We start from the raw sequence: 17341 nt of genomic DNA, 5'->3' as shown, positions 1-17341 counted from the left end.
GGCTCTAGCCCTTCTTCTCGGCCGCCTTGGCGTCGTTCCACAGCGCGTCCATCTCCGCGAGATCGGACTGGTCCGGCGTCTTGCCACGCTGGGCCAGGCCGGCCTCGACGAAGGCGAAGCGGCGAGCGAACTTGGCGTTGGTGGCGCGCAGGGCGTCTTCCGGATCGACGTCCAGCTTGCGAGCCAGGTTGGCGCAGACGAAGAGGATGTCGCCCAGTTCCTCGCGGGCCTTGGCCATGTCGCCGGCCTCGATCTCGACAGCGATCTCGTCGGTTTCCTCGCGCAGCTTGTCCAACACCTGGCTGGCCGAGGGCCAGTCGAAGCCGACGCGTGCGGCGCGCTTGGTCAGCTTCACGGCGCGGGTCATGGCGGGCAGGCCGGTCGGTACGTCGTCCAGCACGCCAGTCTTGGCCTTGGCCTTTCGCTCCTGGGCCTTCAGTTCTTCCCAACCAGCGACCTGAGCCGACAGGTCGTCATAGGCATGGTCGCCGAACACATGCGGATGGCGGCGGATCATCTTGTCGGAAATGGCGGTGGCCACGTCCTTCAGGTCGAACGCCCCTTGCTCCTCGGCCATCCGCGCGTGGAAGACCACCTGCAGGAGGAGGTCGCCCAGCTCGTCCCTCAGCTCCGGCAGGTCGTTTCGCTCGATGGCGTCGGCCACCTCGTAGGCCTCTTCGACTGTGTAGGGCGCGATCGTCGCGAACGTCTGCTCCAGGTCCCAGGGGCAGCCGCCGTTCGGATCGCGCAGCTTGGCCATGATCTCCACGAGGCGGAAGATCGGGTGCGTTTCGTCACTCGGCGGGGGCGGGGAGGATGACATTTGGACCCGGTTCGGCTGGAGGCTCAGCGCCCGCCGCCGCGTCCCGCGCCGCGAGCTGGCGCTGAATCTCGGCGAGGCGGTTCGCATCCAGCGGATAGCGCATCATGACCGCCGCGACCACCAGTCCCAGCACCGCCGGCGCGAAGGAGTAGAGGCCGACCAAGGCCGCATCGCCCGCGGGCGTCGGGGTCTTGGGATCGAAGCCCAGCGCGCCCAGCAGGATGAACACGCCGACGGCCAATGCGTAGCCCAGCTTCAGCGTGCCCGTCGCGATCGCATAGAGCAGGCCGGTCTTGTCGACGCCGCTTTGCAGACGCTCCTCGTCGCCGATGTCGGCCATCATCGCGCGCACCAGCAGCGGTGCGGCGGAGTAGGGCAGGCCGGCCAGGATCAGCACGATCATGCCCAGCACCAGTTCGCCAGGCGGGGTGATGACGGCCGTCAGCTGCACGACCGCGTAGATCACCGACGCCACGGCCAGCGACCGGTGCTTGCCGATCTTCTTGGCCAGCATGGGCCAGATCGGCGCGCCGGCGAGAGCGGCGATGAAATAGATCAGCAGCAGGATTCCGGCCTGCGTCTTGTCGAAGCCCTTCATCCGCTCGAAGAAGAACAGAAACAGCGTGCCGGCGATGCCGGGCGCCAGGCCCATCAGCAGGTCGGCGATCAGCAGGCGCTGGACCGAGGGGCGGCCGAGCAGGGCGATATACTGCTTCAAGCCGGTCTTGCCGTGCTTGGGCGGAGCGGCCGGTTCGCCGACCGTGGTCACGGCCAGCAGCACGGTCAGCGGCGCCAGGAGGACGATGAACCAGCCCATCGCCTGCATGCTGGCCAGGTGGTCGCCCTTGAACACCCCGGTCACGATGGGCGGCAGGCACAACACCAGGATCATGCCGACGACATTGGCGCCCTGCCACCAGGCGAAGACGCGCGAGCGCTGCTGGTAGTCGCTGGACAGCACCGCCCCCCAGGCCGTCTGGGACAGCACCACCATCGAATAGCCGACATAGAGCACGGCCAGCCAGAACCACAGATAGAGCGGACCGACGCCGGGCTGGGCCATGAACAGCGCGAAGGTGCCGATGGCGATGATCGGCGTGCCGGCCGCCAGCCAGGGGCGGAAGCGGCCGAAGCGCGAGCGCGTGCCGTCCATGATCCCGCCCAGCACCGGGTCCAGCATCATGTCGACCAGCTTCACGATCAGGAAGGCCGCGCCGACCATGGCCATCGGCAGGCCTAGGGAGTTGATGTAGTATTCGGGCAGGTACACGACGAGCGGCAGGCCCATCGCCGAGATGGGGATCGCCGGCGAGGCAAATCGGGCTAGCGCCCACGAAGATCGTCGCTGGCTCATGGTGTACTCCTCCCCGTACTTGGCGCCATTTGAACGCCGTTTAAAACGAGTGTGCGAGCAATGCGCGTCGCGCGCTAGTCCTTCTGTAAGCACGGTGCGTCCTTCGAGGCCCGCCTTCGGCGCGCGCCTCAGGATGAGGGACTTTCTGAATTCCTCATCCTGAGGCGCCTGCGCAGCGGGCCTCGAAGGACGCACGGCGTCTCGGCCTCACGCGGCCAGCCGCATATGCGCGGGACCCATGGTTCAGCTTCTACGTGAGGGGCGGATTTCCGCTCGTCATCTGCGACGGATAGAGGGGGCCCGCGCACAAGGCGCGGGATGACGGCAAGGAGGTCTGCAACTCCCTACTTCATCCGCAGCGGCAGCCCCGCCGCCACGAAGAACACCTCGTCCGCCGCCTGGGCCAGCCGCTGGTGCAGTCGCCCCGCCTCGTCCCGGAACCGGCGCCCCAGCGGGGTCTCAGGCACCAACCCCAGGCCAACCTCGTTGCTGACCAGCCAGACACGGGCCGGACAGGCGCTCACGGCCTCGACCAGGGCGCTGGCGGCGGCCTCGACGTCCAGGTCGTTCAGCATCAGGTTCGACAGCCACAGCGTCAGGCAGTCGACCACGGCCACCGCGTCGGCGGGCAGGGCGCTCACCGCCTGCGGCAGGTCGACCGGCGCTTCGACCGTGATCCACGATTCGCCGCGGTCGGCCTGATGGCGTGCGATGCGCTGCGCCATCTCGTCGTCGAACGCCTGTCCCGTCACGATCATCGTCGCGCGCCCAGTTCCCACAGCCATTTCCGCGGCCTTCTGCGCAAACATGCTCTTGCCGGAACGGGCCCCGCCCAGCACCAGGGTCGCGGTCATGAAAGCTCCACATTGACGGTGTGCGGCGCACAATATACGGCAGGCGCTGCATCAGGCTCCTCGAAAGAGGATTAAAAGGGAACGAGGTTCAAGACCTCGGCTGCCCCCGCAACTGTAAGCGGCGAGCTCTAGCGTCATACGCCACTGGGATTTCGGTCCTGGGAAGGCGACGCCAAGAGCCTTGACCCGCGAGCCAGGAGACCTGCCCGGCGCAGTCGTTCATCGCTCGGCCGGGGTGCGCCGAACGAACGGGTCTTCCCGAGAAACGACAGTCACAGGACCGCGCGACGGTCCGAGGCGTACGCGCGGCTTACCGCTTCGTGTTCGCCCTGGCTTGGCGCGCGGGTCGTTCAGAAGGGGAAAGAAAAGACCATGATCCGAGCATTTCTCAGCTCCACCGCCATCGCCACCGTCCTGATCGCCAGCCCGGTTCTTGCCGACGATCAGAAGGCTCCCGAGGCCGACGTCGCCGGTTCGGCCGGCGCTAACGGCGTCGCCGAACTTGTCGTCACCGCCACCCGCACCGCCCAGCCGATCGAGAAGATCGGCGCGTCGGTGACCGTCCTGACCCAGCCCGCCATCGAGGCCAGCCAGGCCATCTCGGTCGTCGAGCTGCTGGCTCAGCAGCCCAGCGTCAACTTCGTGCGCAACGGCGGTCCGGGCACGACCACCAGCCTCAACATTCGCGGCGCCGAGACCCAGCACACCGTCGTTCTGATCGACGGCGTCAAGCTGAACGACCCGTCCTCGACGCAAGGCGGCTTCAACAGCGGCAACCTTCTGGTCGGCGACATCACCCGCATCGAGGTCCTGCGCGGCGCCCAGTCGACCCTGTGGGGCAGCCAGGCCATCGGCGGCGTGGTCAACATCGTCACCGCCGACCCGACCTCGCCGTTTGGCGGTTCGTTGGACGTCGAAGGCGGCTCGCGCCAGACCGGCTACATCCGTGGCGGCGTGGGCGGCGCCAGCGAGAAGATCGTCTGGCGCGTGGCCGGCAGCTTCTATTCGACCGACGGCTTCTCGGCCTACAAGACGGGCAAGGAAAACGACGGCTATCACAACACCGGCCTGTCGGGCCGCCTGCGCTACAAGTTCAGCGACGCCGTCTCGGCCGAGGTCCGCTCGGTCTATTCGAAAGGCAAGAACGACTTCGACGCCTTTAACGGCGACAGCGTCGAGTACGGCCGCACCAACGAACTGGTGGTCTATTCGGGCCTGAACTTCGCCCTGCTGGACGGCCGCTGGAACAACCGCGTCGGCTACGCCTATACCGACACCGATCGCGAGAACATCAACCCGGCCCGTTCGACCGTGCCGCTGACCTTCGACGCCGCCGGCAAGAACAAGCGCTGGGAGTATCAGGGCGTGTTCGCAATCTCGGACGCCTGGAGCGCCACCTTCGGCGCCGAGAGCGAAAGGTCGCGCATGCGCACCCGCTCGCCCCAGGTGACCAACCCCAATCCGGCCTTCAGCCGCGGCCGCGTCGGCGTCGATAGCCTCTATGGTCAGCTGCAGGCCGAGGTGATCCAGGGCCTGACCCTGACCGCCGGCGTCCGCTACGAGGACCACGATACCTACGGTTCGCACACCCTGGGTCAGGCCTCGGCCGCCTGGGCGCTGAACGAGGGCAATACGGTGCTGCGCGCCAGCTTCGGTCAGGGCTTCCGCGCTCCGGGCCTCTATGAGCTGTACAGCGAATACGGCAACCTCAACCTGTCGCCGGAAGAGTTCGACAGCTGGGACGCCGGCGTCGAGCAGCGCTTCTTCGAGGGCAAGGCTCGCGCCTCGGTCACCTGGTTCAACCGCGAGGCCGACAACGAGATCCGCTACAATAGCTGCTCGTCGGGCTCGACCGACCCGCTGTGCACGCCCGGCGGCGCCTTCCGCTTCGGTTATTATCGCAACGTCCAGAAGACCAAGACCCAGGGCGTCGAGCTGATCGGCGAGATCAAGCCGATCGAGGGCCTGACGATCACCGGCAACTATACCTACACCGACGCCCAGTCGGAGTCGGGGACCAGCGCCGGCAAGCAGCTGACCCGTCGCCCCAAGAACATGGGCAATCTGTCGGTCGGCTATCGCTGGCCGGTGGGCCTGACCACCACGGTGGCGGCGCGTCACGTGGGCAAGACCTTCAACAACGACGCCAACACCGTCGTGGTGAAGAGCTACACCCTGGTCGACCTGCGCGCCTCGTACCCGATCAACGAGACCTATGAGGTCTTCGGCCGGGTCGAGAACGCCTTCGACAAGGACTATCAGACCATCCTGAACTACGGCGCGCCGGGCCGTGGGGCGTTCCTGGGCCTGCGGGCTCGGTTCTAGGATCGGTCGTGGCGTCGATTCCCCATATCGGCGCCTTTCGGCATGGCGGCCGTCTCCACGAGGCGATGGCCGCCTATCCCGACGCGCCCTGGCCCTGGCTGGACCTGTCGACAGGCATCAATCCCGAGCCTTGGCCGGGGCCGCGCGCGCCGGCCAAGGCTCTGACGCGACTGCCGGATCCGCGTGACCTGGCGCGGCTGGAGGCCGTGGCGGCGAAGGCGTTCGCAGTCGCCGACCCCGCGCGGGTCGTGGCGACCGCCGGCGCTGAGGCGGGGCTCCGGCTCGTGGTGGGTCTGCTGGACGGTCGGGCTGCGTTGGTAGATCCGATCTACGGCGGCCATACCGAGGCCTGGGGCGACCGGGGGATGGCCGTACAGTCCCCGGACGAGACGGCCGACATCCTGGTGCTGGTCAATCCGAACAATCCCGATGGCAGGCGGATCGAGCGGGACGCGCTAGAGGTCCTGGCCCGGACCCGTTCGGCCGCCGGCCGCTGGACGGTCGTCGACGAGTCCTTTGGCGAGGTCGCGCCCGAGCTCAGTGTCGCCGAACTGGAGATCGAACGTCTGATCGTGCTGCGCTCGTTTGGCAAGTTCTACGGCCTGCCTGGAGCCAGGCTTGGTTTCCTGATCTTGAACAAGGTGATGGCGAAAAAAGTTCGCGTCATGATAGGCGACTGGCCGATCAGCGCCGACGCCCTGACGTTGGGCCTTGGCGCCTATGCCGATGCGACCTGGCGGGCATCGGCCCGGGCGTCGCTGGCGTCCCAGGCGAAGGCGCTGGATGGGCTGCTGACCGAGGCTGGCCTGACGGTGCTGGGCGGCTGCGACCTCTTTCGCTGGGTCGAAGCCGCCGACGCTCACGATCTGTTTGCGCGCCTCTGCGCCAGGGGCGTGCTGACGCGGCCGTTTGCGACTCTTCCTGATCGGCTTCGATTTGGCTTGCCCTTGATGCGCGATTTCAATCGCTTGCGAGAAGCTCTTGAGGCATGAGCACGCGTCGCGAAATGATCGGCGGCGCGCTGTCGCTAGCCGTGCCGTCCAAGGCCCCGCCGCGCCGGATCGCGTCGCTGAACAATTGCCTGGACGCGATGTTGGTGCACCTGGCCGATCGCGGCCAGATCGCCGCCCTCAGCCACTATGCCCGCGAGCCGCACGGCTCCACCATCGCCGCCCAGGCCCAGACCCTGCCCTATACCTGGGAGAGCGCCGAGGAGATCATCGCGCTGCAGCCCGACATGGTGCTGGCCAGCCAGCACTCGGCCCTGGCCACCCGCAATGCGCTGAAACGCCTGCACGTGCCGGTGCACCGGTTCAAGGTGCCCAAGTCCGTCGCCGAGAGCCTGGCCCAGGTGCGCAAGATCGCAGACCTGGTGGGCCACCCACAACGTGGCGAGGGCTTGGTGGGCCGCATCGAGGCCGCCATCGCCGCGGCGGCGCCGCCACCGGGCAGCCGGCGCCTGCAGGCCTTGATCTACCAGCCGAACGGCTTCGCCGCCGGGCCCGGCACCTTGGTCGACGAGATGATGGACCAGGCCGGCTTCGAGAATGTCGCCCGCCGCTACGGCCTCAAGACCTGGGGCAATGTGGGCTTGGAGCGCTTGCTGGCCGATCCGCCGCAAGTGCTGCTGGTCGGCGAGCCCGCGCCCGGCGCGCGCAGCTGGGCCGATCGGGTCATGACCCATCCGGCGCTCAAGTCGATCTCGGGCCGAATGCGCACGGTGCGGGTGCCCGAGAAGCTTCTCTACTGCGGCGGACCCGTCCTGATCGACACCGCCGCGGCCATGGCGAGAGCGCGTGTTCAAGCTTTGAAGGAGGGCGCATGAAGGTCAGATCCCCCTGGCTCGTCTGCGCGGTGCTGGCGGCCGTCCTGATCGTACTGTTTGGCCTTGGCCTCTGCGCCGGCCGGGTCTGGACGCCGTGGAGCGCCTGGATCTCGCACGGCGAGGACCCGCGTTGGGCCATCGTCTTCGGGCTGCGCCTGCCGCGCACCATCCTGGCCATCCTGGTCGGCGGGGCCCTGGGGCTCTCGGGCGCGGCGCTGCAGGGCTATACCCGCAACCCGCTGGCCGATCCGGCGGCGCTGGGCGTTTCGACCTCGGCGGCGCTGGGGGCGGTGCTGACTCTCTATCTGGGCGCAGCGGCCGAGGCGGTGTGGATCCTGCCGGCCGGCGCCATGCTCGGCGCGGGCCTGGGCGTCGCGGCCCTGCTGACGCTGTCGGGCGTCACCTCCAGCATCGTGACCTTCCTGCTGGCCGGATTCATCATCCAGACGGTCTGCGGTGCCGCCATCGCCCTGGCTCTGAACCTGGCCCCCAACCCGTGGGCGGTGAACGAGATCCTCAACTGGCTGATGGGCTCGCTGGCCGATCGCAGCGTCGATGAGGTCAAGCTGGCGGCGCCGGGCGTGGTCGCCGGCGGCCTGCTGCTGCTGACCCTGGGCCGTTCGCTGGACGCCCTGACCCTGGGCGAGCAGGGCGCCAAGTCCCTGGGCGTGGAGCTGTCGCGCATCCGCCTGCTGATGGCTATCGGCGTCGCCGTGGCGGTCGGGTCCAGCGTGGCGGTGACCGGCGTCATCAGCTTCGTCGGCCTGATTACTCCGCACCTGCTGCGGCCGCTGCTGGGCTCCAAGCCCAGCGCGGTGCTGTTGCCGTCGTTCCTGGGCGGCGCCGTCCTGACCCTGGCCGCCGACATCCTGGTGCGCATGACCCCGGCCGCCAGCGAGATCAAGCTGAGCGTGGCAATGGCTATCCTGGGCGGCCCGTTCTTCCTGTGGATGCTGATCACCATGCGCCGGAGGCTGGCATGAGCGCCCTGCACGCGAGCGGGATCACCCTGAGCCTGGGCGGTCGCCGGATCCTGGACGGCGTCAACGCCGATTTCGCGCGCGGCCAGGTGATCGCCATCGTCGGCCCCAACGGGGCGGGGAAGTCGACCCTGCTGTCGTGCCTGGCCGGTCTACGCAAGCCAGACGCCGGGCAGGCGCGGCTGGGCGAGGAGGCGGTCGCCGCCATCCCTGGCCGCCGCCGCGCGCGTCACATCGCTTTCCTGGCGCAAAGCCCTGAAATCGCGTGGGATGTCGATGTCCGTGCGTTCATCGGCTTAGGCCGCACGCCACACCTGGGGGCCTTCGGGCCCAGCGGCGAGGACAAGGTCGCCGTCGACAGCGCCATCGCCAAGGCGCGGCTGGAAGACTTCGCCGACCGGCCCGTCACGCGGCTGTCCGGCGGCGAGCGGGCCCGGGCTCTGATCGCCCGCGCCTTGGCCGGCGAGACCGACTGGCTGCTGGCCGACGAGCCGCTGACGGGCCTGGACCCCGCCCATGCCCTGGACGCCCTGTCGCTGTTTCGCCAACTGGCCCACGACGAGGGCCGGGGCGTCATTGTCACCCTGCACGACCTGAACCTGGCCGCCCGCTTCGCCGACCGCGTACTGGTGCTCAACGAGGGCAAGCTGGTCGTCGACGATGCGCCGGAGGCGGCCCTCACGCCGGACATCCTGGCCAAGGTCTATGGCGTGGTCGTTCGCCGCCACGAAGGCGAGGGCGGTCCCTTGATCGAAGTGCTGGGCCGTGTGGGCTAGTCCCTGGCTCGTGCTGGCGGCGGCGGCGCTGGAGGCCGCGGTCGGTTATCCCAACGCCCTGCACAAGCGCGTGCCGCATCCGGTCGTGTGGATCGGGACGCTGATATCGGCCCTGGAAGCACGGCTGAACCGGTCGGACTTCAATGAGGCCGTGCGACGGGCGCTGGGCATCGTGACCCTGCTGATCATCGTCGGCGTCAGCGGACTGGCGGGCTGGCTGGTCACCGCGTTCGGCGGTCCCTGCGCCGTGATCATCGTCGGCGTCGCCGGCCTGGCGCAGCGTAGTCTCTACGACCACGTCCGCGCAGTCGCAAAACCGCTGAGCGCCGGCGACCTGGACGGCGCCCGTACGGCGGTGGGCATGATCGTGGGCCGCGACACCGCCCGTCTCGACGAGTCCGGCGTCGCCGCAGCCGCCGTCGAGAGCCTGGCCGAGAGCTTCTGCGACGGTGTTGTCGCACCGATCTTCTGGTTCGTGGTCGCGGGGCTGCCGGGCCTGTTCGCCTACAAGGCCGTCAACACCGCCGACAGCCTGATCGGCCACCGCGAGCCGCGCTGGCGCAGTTTCGGCTGGGCCTCGGCCCGGTTTGACGATCTTCTGAACCTGATCCCGGCCCGTCTGGCGGGCGGTCTGATCGCCCTGGCAGGACGCGGCGGCTGGAAGACCATGCTGCGCGACGCCGGCAAGCACGCCTCGCCCAATGCTGGCTGGCCCGAGGCGGCCATGGCCGGAGCGCTGGGTGTCCAGCTTGGCGGTCCGGCCTGGTACGATGGCGAGGTCTCCAACCGTCCAGTGCTGGGCCAGGGCAGGGCGCCCGACGCCGACGACCTCGCCCGCGCGCTCAAGGTCTATCTGGTCGCCTGCACGATCCTCTGGTTGATGCTGCTGGCTGGAGGATTCGCATGGCGGCATTGATGGTCCAGGGGTGCGGGTCCGACGTCGGCAAGTCGGTGCTGGTCGCGGGCCTGTGCCGGCTGTTCGCCAATCGCGGCCTGACTGTGCGACCGTTCAAGCCGCAGAACATGTCCAACAACGCCGCGGTGACCGCTGATGGCGGCGAGATCGGCCGCGCCCAGGCCTTGCAGGCCATCGCCTGCCGCACGCCGCCGACCGTCGACATGAACCCGGTGCTGCTGAAGCCCCAGAGCGACGTCGGCGCCCAGCTGGTGGTGCGCGGCCAGATGGCCGGGACCTGGAAGGCGCGTGGCTATCAGGAGCGCAAGGCCGCCCTCTTGGACACCGTGCTGGAGAGTTTCCGCACGCTCGAAGCGCAAAGCGATCTGGTCATCGTCGAGGGCGCCGGCAGCCCGGCCGAGATCAATCTGCGGGCCGGCGACATCGCCAATATGGGCTTTGCGATCTCCGCCGACGTCCCGGTGGTGCTGGTCGGCGACATCGACCGCGGCCATGTCATCGCCGCCCTGGTCGGCGCCCATGCGGTGCTGGATGACGCCGACCGGTCCATGGTTCGCGGCTTTCTGATCAACAAGTTCCGCGGCGATCCCAGCCTGTTTCAGGACGGCCGAACCGAGATCGTGCGCCGCACCGGCTGGACCGACCTCGGCATGGCCCCCTGGCTGGCGGCGGCGCGGCGCCTGCCGGCTGAAGACGCCGTGGTGCTGGACCGCGCCGCCGCCGACGACGGCCGCCGGGTTCGGATCGTCGTGCCGATGCTGTCGCGGATCGCCAATTTCGACGAGTTCGACGCTCTGCGCAGCGAACCGGACGTCGCGTTCGCCTTCGTCCCGCCGGGAACGCCCCTGCCGGGCGACGCCGACCTGGTCATCCTGCCAGGGACCAAGGCGACCTTGGCGGACCTGGCCTTCTTTCGCGCTCAGGGCTGGGACATCGACCTGATGGCCCATGTTCGGCGCGGCGGCCGGGTGCTGGGCGTCTGCGGCGGCTACCAGATGCTGGGTCGGCGGGTCTCGGACCCCGACGGCGTCGAGGGCGCGCCGGACGCCGTCGAGGGACTGGGCCTGCTGGACGTCGAGACCGTGATGACCGGCGACAAGACCTTGCGGCCGGTGACGGGGCGTCTGGCTGGTGGCGCGCGTTTTGCCGGTTACGAGATGCATGTCGGCCGCACCACCGGCGGCGAGCAGCCGATGCTGACCTTCGACGATGGTGTGAGCGACGGCGCGGTGTCGGCCGACGGCCGGGTGCGCGGCGCTTACGTCCACGGCCTGTTCGATCAAGGCGAGGCCCGCGCCGCGCTCCTGGCTGAACTTGGCGCTGTTTCCAACGGCGTCGACCAGGACCTGCGCATCGACCAGGCGTTGGACGAGATCGCCGCCGTCCTCGAGCAAGCCTTCGATATTCCCGCCCTGGCCGCGCTCGCCGGCCTGGAGATCGCATCATGACCCTTCCATCCGTCGCGCCGGTGGACACCAACGCCGCCGGGGCCTTGCGCGCCACGATCGACGGCAAGGCCAAGCCACTGGGCGCGCTGGGGCGGATCGAGACCCTGGCGGTGCAACTGGGCCTGATCGCGGGCGGCGCGCCACCGGCCTACGACAAGGCGCTGCTGCTGGTGTTCGCCGGCGATCACGGCCTGACCGCTGAGGGCGTGTCTGCCTATCCGGCCAGCGTCACCCAGGCCATGGTCGCCACCTTCCTGGCCGGCAAGGCCAGCGCCAACGCGTTCGCTCGCGCGGTCGGGGCGGATCTGAAGGTGGTCGACGCCGGGGTGGACGCCGACCTGCCGGCCCATCCGGACCTGCTGGCCCAGAAGGTCCGCCGGGGAACGCGGAACGCCGCAATAGAGTCGGCCCTGACCGCCGACGAGGTCACTCAAGCCTTGGAGCGCGGCGCGGCCATCGCGCGTCAGGCGGTGGCCGATGGCTATGAGGTGCTGGCCCTGGGAGAGATGGGCATCGGCAACACCGCTTCGGCGGCGCTGATCATGCATCGACTGGCGGATGTACCCCTGGACCAGTGCGTCGGGCTGGGCGCAGGCCATGATGCGGAAGGCCTGGCTCGCAAGCAGGCGGCGATCGAGTGCGCGGCCGCGCGGTCGGGCGCGACCAAGCCGCAGGAGGTGCTGGCCCAGTTCGGCGGGCTGGAGATCGCCATGATCGCCGGCGCGGTGATCGGCGCGGCTTCGGCGCGCATTCCCGTGCTGATCGACGGCTTCATCGTTTCGGCCGCGGCGCTGGTGGCCGTCGCGCTGGTCCCGGAGGTCGCTGACTACTGCGTCTTCTGTCACCGTTCGGCCGAGCAGGGTCACGCCCTGATGTTGCAGAGGCTGGCGGTCGAGCCGCTACTGACCCTCGACCTGCGGCTGGGGGAGGGCACCGGCGCGCTTCTGGCCCTTCCGCTGGTGCGGGCGGCCTCGCGGCTGCTGAGCGACGTCGCCAGCCTCGACGACGTCCTGAGCGGCCGCTTGTGATGCTGGAGCGAGCGCGACATGAGCTGCGACTGCTGGTCTGCGCGATCCAGTTTCTGACCCGCGCGCCGATGCCGGCCCTGTCGAGGTTCGAGCCGGACTGGATCACCCGCGCCGCACGCTACTTTCCATTGGTTGGTCAAGGGGTTGGAGCGCTCAGCGCCGTCATTCTGCTGGCTGCCGAACAGGCCTGGAGCGGCTTGGTCGCGGCGCTGCTGGCCATCGGGGTGGGCGTGCTGGCCACCGGCGCCTTTCACGAGGATGGCCTGGCCGACACCGCCGACGGCCTGGGCGGCGGCCAGACGGCGCAGCGTCGCCTGGAGATCATGAAGGACAGCCGCATCGGCACCTATGGCGTCTGCGCCTTGGTGCTGGTGCTGGGTCTCAAGATCGCGGTGCTGGCCCAGGCGCCGGCGCTGTCGGCGGCGCTGATGCTGCTGGCCGCGCATGGGGCAGGGCGCGCCGCCGCCGTGGTGGTCATGCGCCTGACGCCCTATGCGCCCAGCGGCGACGCCGGCAAGTGGAAGCCGACGCCGCAGGGCGTGCGAACCGGCGAGGTGCTGCTGGCGCTGGCTTTCGCCGCCTGGCCGCTAGTCCTGATGCCGCCGTACGCCGTGGCGGCCGGTCTGGCGGGCGGCGCGGTTCTGGCGACCGCTCTGGCGCTGACCGCCAAACGCCTGATCGGCGGCCACACCGGCGACGTGCTGGGCGGGGTCGAGCAGGTGTTCGAGGTCGGCTTCCTGCTGGGCGCCGGAGCGCTCCTGACGTGAGGCTGCTGGTGGGTCCGGGATCCCGCGTGGCCCAGCTTCTCGCTGCCGAGCCCGTGGATCATGTGTTGAGCCTGGTGTCGCCGGACGCCGAGCTCGAGCCCGTTGCGGCTTCGCGCACGGTGCTGCGGTTCAATGACATCATCGCGCCGCGAGCTGGCCTCGTGGCGCCCGATCCGGAGGCGATCGCGGCGATCCTGGCGCTGCGAAGCCACGATACCCTGCTGATCCATTGCTTTGCGGGCGTCAGCCGTTCGACGGCGGCGGCCTATATCCTGGCCTGCGCCCATCGGCAGGCAGGCGAGGAGGGGGCTTTGGCGGCTTTTTTGCGCACATCCTGCCCTCAAGCCACGCCGAACGCCCTGATGATCAGTCTGGCCGACGACGCCTTGGGACGCGGCGGTGCGATGCGGCGGGCGATCGCCACGCTGGGACGGGGGATCGACGCCTTCGAAGGCGCGTCGATCGACTGGCGACTTGGTTAACGGCGACCCAGGCCGCCCGGCAGCTCGATGCGCACCAGCTTCCATTTGAAGAAGCCCTGACGTTCCAGCAGCAGGCCAAAGTCGCTGTCGTCGGGCTTGCCGCGTTCGTGATAGCTGACCCGGAAGTGGTCCAGGCCTTGATAGGCGTAGCGGGTCTCGGTCTTGGACTTTTCGCGCGGCGTCTCGCGTGACGCTTCCGGCGGCGGAGCGGTCGAACCTTGCGCCGGCGGCGTCGAGATTTCCTTGGGAGCGCGCGAATTGGCGACCATCGAAGCGATGGCGTCCGGCGTTGCGTAGGCCTCGACGGCCTTGTCGACAACACCGACCAGCAGCATCTGGCCCAGCGCCGCGAACGGATTGTCGCGCAGCGCCGGATCTTCGGCGAACGAGCGCGTCATGACGGCTTTCAGCTGGATCTTCAGGCTTTCGCGCACGGCCGGGAAATCGACGCGCTCCGCCAGCTCGTCGCGATTGCCGGCCTTGGCGGCGTCCGTCAGGCCCTTGAGGGCCAGGATCGGCGACGCAAAGTAGATCGCGGCGAGGATCAGCGCCGCACATAGGCCAGCGCCGATCAGCAAACGGTTCGAACGAGTCATCAGATCCTCCAGCGCAAATAGGGCCAGAGCCTGGGGCCGGCGGTCAACCGAGACACGCGGTAACATTGTCTACGCCGCTTAGAGATGTCGCGGAGTCTGCCATTTAGAAATGTCACCCGGCGCTGAGTTTGGCGTCGGGCGGCGGGCGGGCGCGGAGCTCTCACACCGCGCAGAGCCCGACCGGCGACCGTGGCAAGGGCAAGAGTGTTTGGTCATTTTTGATCTTACCGAGCGCGCCGCCAGGCGGGCGAGGCTCTGACGGGTTTGCTCGCCGCGAGGGGACGTTCCGAACTTCTCAGAAGGGTGGGTTGCGGACGTTGACGTTGAAAGCGCGTGTCGCGCGCGCCCTAGATGAGCCTAAGGCATACAGGCCCGGCGTCGGCGAGGCTCGGGTCGATCATTCGCGATGTGATAAGTAAGAGCTCCCTTGTCACTGGGTCTGATTCAGCGTCGATCATCAAGTTGAGAGCCACTGCTATTTCCCCTCGCGAGACGAGGGTCTTTCCAACGAGTACGCCCACCAATGCGCCAAACAAGCTGGTTTGGAGGCGAAGAATTGACTGGTTGTCGCTGCTAGGCATTTTTCGTCTCCTTGGCGCTAATTGGCAGAATCCCAGATTGGTTTGTCCAAAGCCGGGACGCACTGGTCTCCGGCTCCACCGCGCACTAGAACTCTTCCCAGTTGGTTTGGGAGCCCCCATTGGCCACAATCCTGGGCCGGCTCCTGGTCGGCGGAGCCTGCGGGCGGACGGCGCTAACCTGAGTTCGCGCCGTGGTCTCGCGACCCGTCCTGAAGTGGCCAACCTGCTGGGCAAGCTGTTGGGCTTCGTGGCTGAGACTGGCCGCTGCGGCAGTGGCCTGTTCCACCATGGCGGCGTTCTGCTGGGTGACCTGATCCATCTGATTGACGGCGGCGTTCACCTCGCCAATACCCGTGGACTGTTCTTGGTTTGACTTGGCGATCTCGCCGATCAGGCTGTCAATTTCCCCGATCTTGGTGACCATTCCCGTCAGGGCGCTGCCGGTCTCGCCAACCAGGGCGACGCCCTCGGTGACCTGGGTCGCACTCGTGGCGATGAGGCTCTTGATCTCCTTGGCGGCGTCCGCCGAGCGTTGGGCCAGGGCGCGGACTTCCTGCGCAACGACGGCGAAGCCTCGACCGGAATCCCCCGCGCGCGCGGCCTCTACGCCGGCATTCAGGGCCAGCAGGTTGGTCTGGAAGGCGATCTCGTCGATCACGCCGATGATCTGGCTGATTTCGCCGGAGCTTCGCTCGATGGCCCCCATGGCCACGACCGCCCGGCTCATGACCTCGCCGGATCGCACGGCGTCTGCCTTGATGGCCGATGTCGTCTTGGCCGCCTGAATTGCGCCTGCGGCGCTGCGGCGGACCGTGGCGGTAATCTCGTCGAGCGCTGCGGCTGTCTGCTCCAGTCCGGCAGCCTGCTGCTCCGTGCGCTTGGAAAGATCCTGCGAGGCCGAGGCGATCTCGGCTGATCCGCTGGCCATGGCGTCGGTCGAGTTCGTGACCGCGACGATCACGCCGAGCAGGCTCTCCAGCGCGGCGTTGAAGTCGTCCTTGATGGCCTGGTAGCGGCCTCCGAAATCGATTGCGATCTTGGCCGTCAGGTCGCCAGCCGCCAGTCGTTGCAGGCTATCGGCGAGGGTTGAGACCACGTGGTTGTCATCCTCCGCCTTCCTACGGATCTCTTCATTGCGCAGGCGCTCGACTTCGACCTGGGTGACGTCGTTGGCGAACTTGATAACTTTGTAGGGCTTTCCGCTGGCGTCGAAGACCGGGTTGTAGGAGCCCTGTATCCACACGTCTCGCCCGCCGGAGCCCACCCGCTGGTACTTATCGGCCAAGAACTCTCCGGCATTCAGGCGGCGCCAAAAATCGGCATATTCGGCGCTGCGGGCATAGGTCGGGTCGACGAACAGACTGTGGTGGCGGCCTTTGATTTCCGAAAGGGCGTAGCCCATCGTAGTGAGAAAGTTGTCATTGGCGTCGAGCACGTTGCCGGCCAAATCGAACTCAACACGAGCCTGGGAACGTTCGATGGAGGCGATCAGGGCCTCAAATTCAAGGTTCTGCCTCTGTAGATCAGCCAACGCGCTGCGCGTTTTGGCGGACATGAAGACCATGGCTCTTTTTCCCCAAGAGAGTGGCCGGGCGCCACCCCTTTCTAAATCTCTGGCGTACGCTCCAAAGGCGCGTCAAATATTAACGATTTATGCAAATTATAGTCAATAAAACCCAAAATGGGCCTTGAGTATCTGATGCTTCATGTATTTCGATGTAAAACGTGGGGTAAATTGATTTATGTCAACGATAGTTAGATTTTTTGTACTTGACACATGAATTACTATGTCATTTTGTCGCAGCGATAGCGACATTGTTGAATTCTGTATATATACTAAATAGATTCATCTAAATTGAAACCGCCGCGACCGGGCCTACACCGGGGGGATTGTCCTCAAGCGACGCTGGTTGAGGTGAGCGTTATGGCTTCAACACCCGCCTTCTGTCCCTGGGTAGAGCCGCAGGTCGCCAATTCGCGCGACATGGCGGGGACCTTCGCCGCGCTGAACCGCTCACAGCTGATTCTAGAACTCAGCCTGTCGGGGCAAATCCTCGCGGCCAACGAAAACTTCCTCACGACGATGGGCTATCATCTCGACGAGCTCCTTGGGCGCCGCCACGCGGTCTTCGTGGCCGACGATGAGGCCAGGACCCCAGGCTACATCGACTTCTGGCGGCGGCTTCGCGAAGGCAAGTTCTTCTCCGACACGTTCCATCGGGTCGCGAAGGACGGCTCCGACGTCTGGATCCAAGGCGTCTACAACCCTGTCCTTGACGAAAACGGCCGCCCCTACAAGATCATCAAGGTCGCCACCGATATCACCGAGATCGAAACGCAACGGCTTGCGGCCGTTGCGGAGAATCTGGAGGCCCGGGAACGGGCCGAGCAGGCCGTGGCGGCCAAGGCGCGCTTTCTCGCCAATATGAGCCACGAGCTCCGCACGCCCTTGGCTGGCATGATCGGGATGACGCAGTGTGGGTTCTAACTGAAGTGCGACGAAGGGCCTGGGCAGGATGACGGGGAGGGGACCTCCTGTCACGTCAGGGTTTCAGGGCCTTGGCAGTCGGGCGACGGGCGGGCGCG

General features: G+C 67.5%; 16 protein-coding genes and 1 riboswitch. Of the genes, 11 read left to right on the top strand and 5 right to left on the bottom strand.

Annotated features, from left to right (window positions below; translation table 11 throughout):
• Positions 1-4: 4 nt before the first annotated feature.
• The 3 genes from mazG to cobU form a co-directional block, all read right to left on the bottom strand.
• A complete protein-coding gene (gene mazG / locus E1H18_RS04000) occupies positions 5-823 on the bottom strand; it encodes a nucleoside triphosphate pyrophosphohydrolase (protein ID WP_172263940.1) in 819 nt (272 codons plus the stop codon).
• A complete protein-coding gene (locus E1H18_RS03995) occupies positions 795-2177 on the bottom strand; it encodes an MFS transporter (protein WP_172263938.1) in 1383 nt (460 codons plus the stop codon). The genes mazG and E1H18_RS03995 overlap by 29 nt, the downstream gene beginning before the upstream one ends.
• Positions 2178-2521: 344 nt before the next feature.
• Positions 2522-3031 carry a bifunctional adenosylcobinamide kinase/adenosylcobinamide-phosphate guanylyltransferase gene (gene cobU / locus E1H18_RS03985; protein WP_172263936.1) on the bottom strand — a complete coding sequence of 170 codons (510 nt, stop codon included), beginning with the start codon at positions 3029-3031 and terminating at the stop codon, positions 2522-2524.
• 36 nt (positions 3032-3067) lie between these two features.
• Positions 3068-3256, top strand: a riboswitch (cobalamin riboswitch).
• A gap of 147 nt (positions 3257-3403) precedes the next feature.
• Here cobU and E1H18_RS03980 point away from each other — a divergent pair.
• Genes E1H18_RS03980 through E1H18_RS03935 form a run of 10 tightly spaced genes read left to right on the top strand, consistent with a single transcriptional unit; the run spans position 3404 to position 13578 of the window.
• A complete protein-coding gene (locus E1H18_RS03980; protein WP_172263934.1) occupies positions 3404-5356 on the top strand; it encodes a TonB-dependent siderophore receptor in 1953 nt (650 codons plus the stop codon).
• Between the two features lie 8 nt (positions 5357-5364).
• Complete coding sequence (locus tag E1H18_RS03975; protein ID WP_370526417.1) at positions 5365-6348, top strand: aminotransferase class I/II-fold pyridoxal phosphate-dependent enzyme; 984 nt, start codon at positions 5365-5367, stop codon at positions 6346-6348.
• Positions 6345-7181, top strand: coding sequence for an ABC transporter substrate-binding protein (locus E1H18_RS03970; protein WP_172263932.1), 837 nt, complete (start codon positions 6345-6347; stop codon positions 7179-7181). The genes E1H18_RS03975 and E1H18_RS03970 overlap by 4 nt, the downstream gene beginning before the upstream one ends.
• Complete coding sequence (locus E1H18_RS03965; protein WP_172263930.1) at positions 7178-8164, top strand: iron ABC transporter permease; 987 nt, start codon at positions 7178-7180, stop codon at positions 8162-8164. Before E1H18_RS03970 ends, E1H18_RS03965 begins: the two co-directional genes overlap by 4 nt.
• Positions 8161-8937, top strand: a complete 777-nt coding sequence (locus tag E1H18_RS03960; RefSeq protein WP_172263928.1) for an ABC transporter ATP-binding protein — start codon at positions 8161-8163, stop codon at positions 8935-8937. The genes E1H18_RS03965 and E1H18_RS03960 overlap by 4 nt, the downstream gene beginning before the upstream one ends.
• Positions 8927-9853 (top strand): adenosylcobinamide-phosphate synthase CbiB, encoded by a 927-nt coding sequence (cbiB, locus tag E1H18_RS03955; protein WP_172263926.1) that lies wholly within the window; start codon positions 8927-8929, stop codon positions 9851-9853. The genes E1H18_RS03960 and cbiB overlap by 11 nt, the downstream gene beginning before the upstream one ends.
• Positions 9841-11301: a cobyric acid synthase gene (locus E1H18_RS03950; protein ID WP_172263924.1), complete on the top strand. Its 1461-nt coding sequence runs from the start codon at positions 9841-9843 to the stop codon at positions 11299-11301. The genes cbiB and E1H18_RS03950 overlap by 13 nt, the downstream gene beginning before the upstream one ends.
• A complete protein-coding gene (gene cobT / locus E1H18_RS03945) occupies positions 11298-12329 on the top strand; it encodes a nicotinate-nucleotide--dimethylbenzimidazole phosphoribosyltransferase (protein ID WP_172263922.1) in 1032 nt (343 codons plus the stop codon). Before E1H18_RS03950 ends, cobT begins: the two co-directional genes overlap by 4 nt.
• Positions 12329-13096, top strand: a complete 768-nt coding sequence (gene cobS / locus E1H18_RS03940; protein WP_172263920.1) for an adenosylcobinamide-GDP ribazoletransferase — start codon at positions 12329-12331, stop codon at positions 13094-13096. The genes cobT and cobS overlap by 1 nt, the downstream gene beginning before the upstream one ends.
• Before the next feature lie 26 nt (positions 13097-13122).
• A complete protein-coding gene (locus E1H18_RS03935) occupies positions 13123-13578 on the top strand; it encodes a tyrosine phosphatase family protein (protein ID WP_370526416.1) in 456 nt (151 codons plus the stop codon).
• Here the strand turns inward: E1H18_RS03935 and E1H18_RS03930 are convergent.
• Positions 13575-14174 (bottom strand): DUF2939 domain-containing protein, encoded by a 600-nt coding sequence (locus E1H18_RS03930; protein ID WP_172263918.1) that lies wholly within the window; start codon positions 14172-14174, stop codon positions 13575-13577. The genes E1H18_RS03935 and E1H18_RS03930 overlap by 4 nt on opposite strands.
• 666 nt (positions 14175-14840) lie before the next feature.
• Positions 14841-16319, bottom strand: a complete 1479-nt coding sequence (locus E1H18_RS03925) for a PAS domain-containing methyl-accepting chemotaxis protein (RefSeq protein WP_172263916.1) — start codon at positions 16317-16319, stop codon at positions 14841-14843.
• Between the two features lie 360 nt (positions 16320-16679).
• On the opposite strand from E1H18_RS03925, the gene E1H18_RS03920 reads away from it, so the two are divergent.
• The gene (locus E1H18_RS03920) at positions 16680-17243 is read left to right on the top strand and encodes a PAS domain-containing protein (protein ID WP_172263914.1); all 564 of its coding nucleotides are present in this window, start codon (positions 16680-16682) and stop codon (positions 17241-17243) included.
• Positions 17244-17341 lie beyond the last annotated feature (98 nt).

Source organism: Caulobacter sp. RHG1, assembly GCF_013181195.1.
In the GTDB taxonomy this organism is placed as follows: Bacteria; Pseudomonadota; Alphaproteobacteria; order Caulobacterales; family Caulobacteraceae; genus Caulobacter.
This window is presented reverse-complemented; position numbering and strand designations above follow the sequence as displayed.

Excerpts from the sequence above, each read along its gene's own strand:
- E1H18_RS03960 (WP_172263928.1), top strand. The coding sequence starts at position 8,161 with ATGAGCGCCCTGCACGCGAGCGGGATCACCCTGAGCCTGGGCGGTCGC.
- E1H18_RS03930 (WP_172263918.1), bottom strand. The coding sequence starts at position 14,174 with ATGACTCGTTCGAACCGTTTGCTGATCGGCGCTGGCCTATGTGCGGCG.
- E1H18_RS03925 (WP_172263916.1), bottom strand. The coding sequence starts at position 16,319 with ATGGTCTTCATGTCCGCCAAAACGCGCAGCGCGTTGGCTGATCTACAG.
- cobU (WP_172263936.1), bottom strand. The coding sequence starts at position 3,031 with ATGACCGCGACCCTGGTGCTGGGCGGGGCCCGTTCCGGCAAGAGCATG.
- E1H18_RS03970 (WP_172263932.1), top strand. The coding sequence starts at position 6,345 with ATGAGCACGCGTCGCGAAATGATCGGCGGCGCGCTGTCGCTAGCCGTG.
- E1H18_RS03965 (WP_172263930.1), top strand. The coding sequence starts at position 7,178 with ATGAAGGTCAGATCCCCCTGGCTCGTCTGCGCGGTGCTGGCGGCCGTC.
- mazG (WP_172263940.1), bottom strand. The coding sequence starts at position 823 with ATGTCATCCTCCCCGCCCCCGCCGAGTGACGAAACGCACCCGATCTTC.
- E1H18_RS03950 (WP_172263924.1), top strand. The coding sequence starts at position 9,841 with ATGGCGGCATTGATGGTCCAGGGGTGCGGGTCCGACGTCGGCAAGTCG.
- cobS (WP_172263920.1), top strand. The coding sequence starts at position 12,329 with ATGCTGGAGCGAGCGCGACATGAGCTGCGACTGCTGGTCTGCGCGATC.
- cobT (WP_172263922.1), top strand. The coding sequence starts at position 11,298 with ATGACCCTTCCATCCGTCGCGCCGGTGGACACCAACGCCGCCGGGGCC.
- E1H18_RS03920 (WP_172263914.1), top strand. The coding sequence starts at position 16,680 with ATGGCTTCAACACCCGCCTTCTGTCCCTGGGTAGAGCCGCAGGTCGCC.
- E1H18_RS03995 (WP_172263938.1), bottom strand. The coding sequence starts at position 2,177 with ATGAGCCAGCGACGATCTTCGTGGGCGCTAGCCCGATTTGCCTCGCCG.
- E1H18_RS03980 (WP_172263934.1), top strand. The coding sequence starts at position 3,404 with ATGATCCGAGCATTTCTCAGCTCCACCGCCATCGCCACCGTCCTGATC.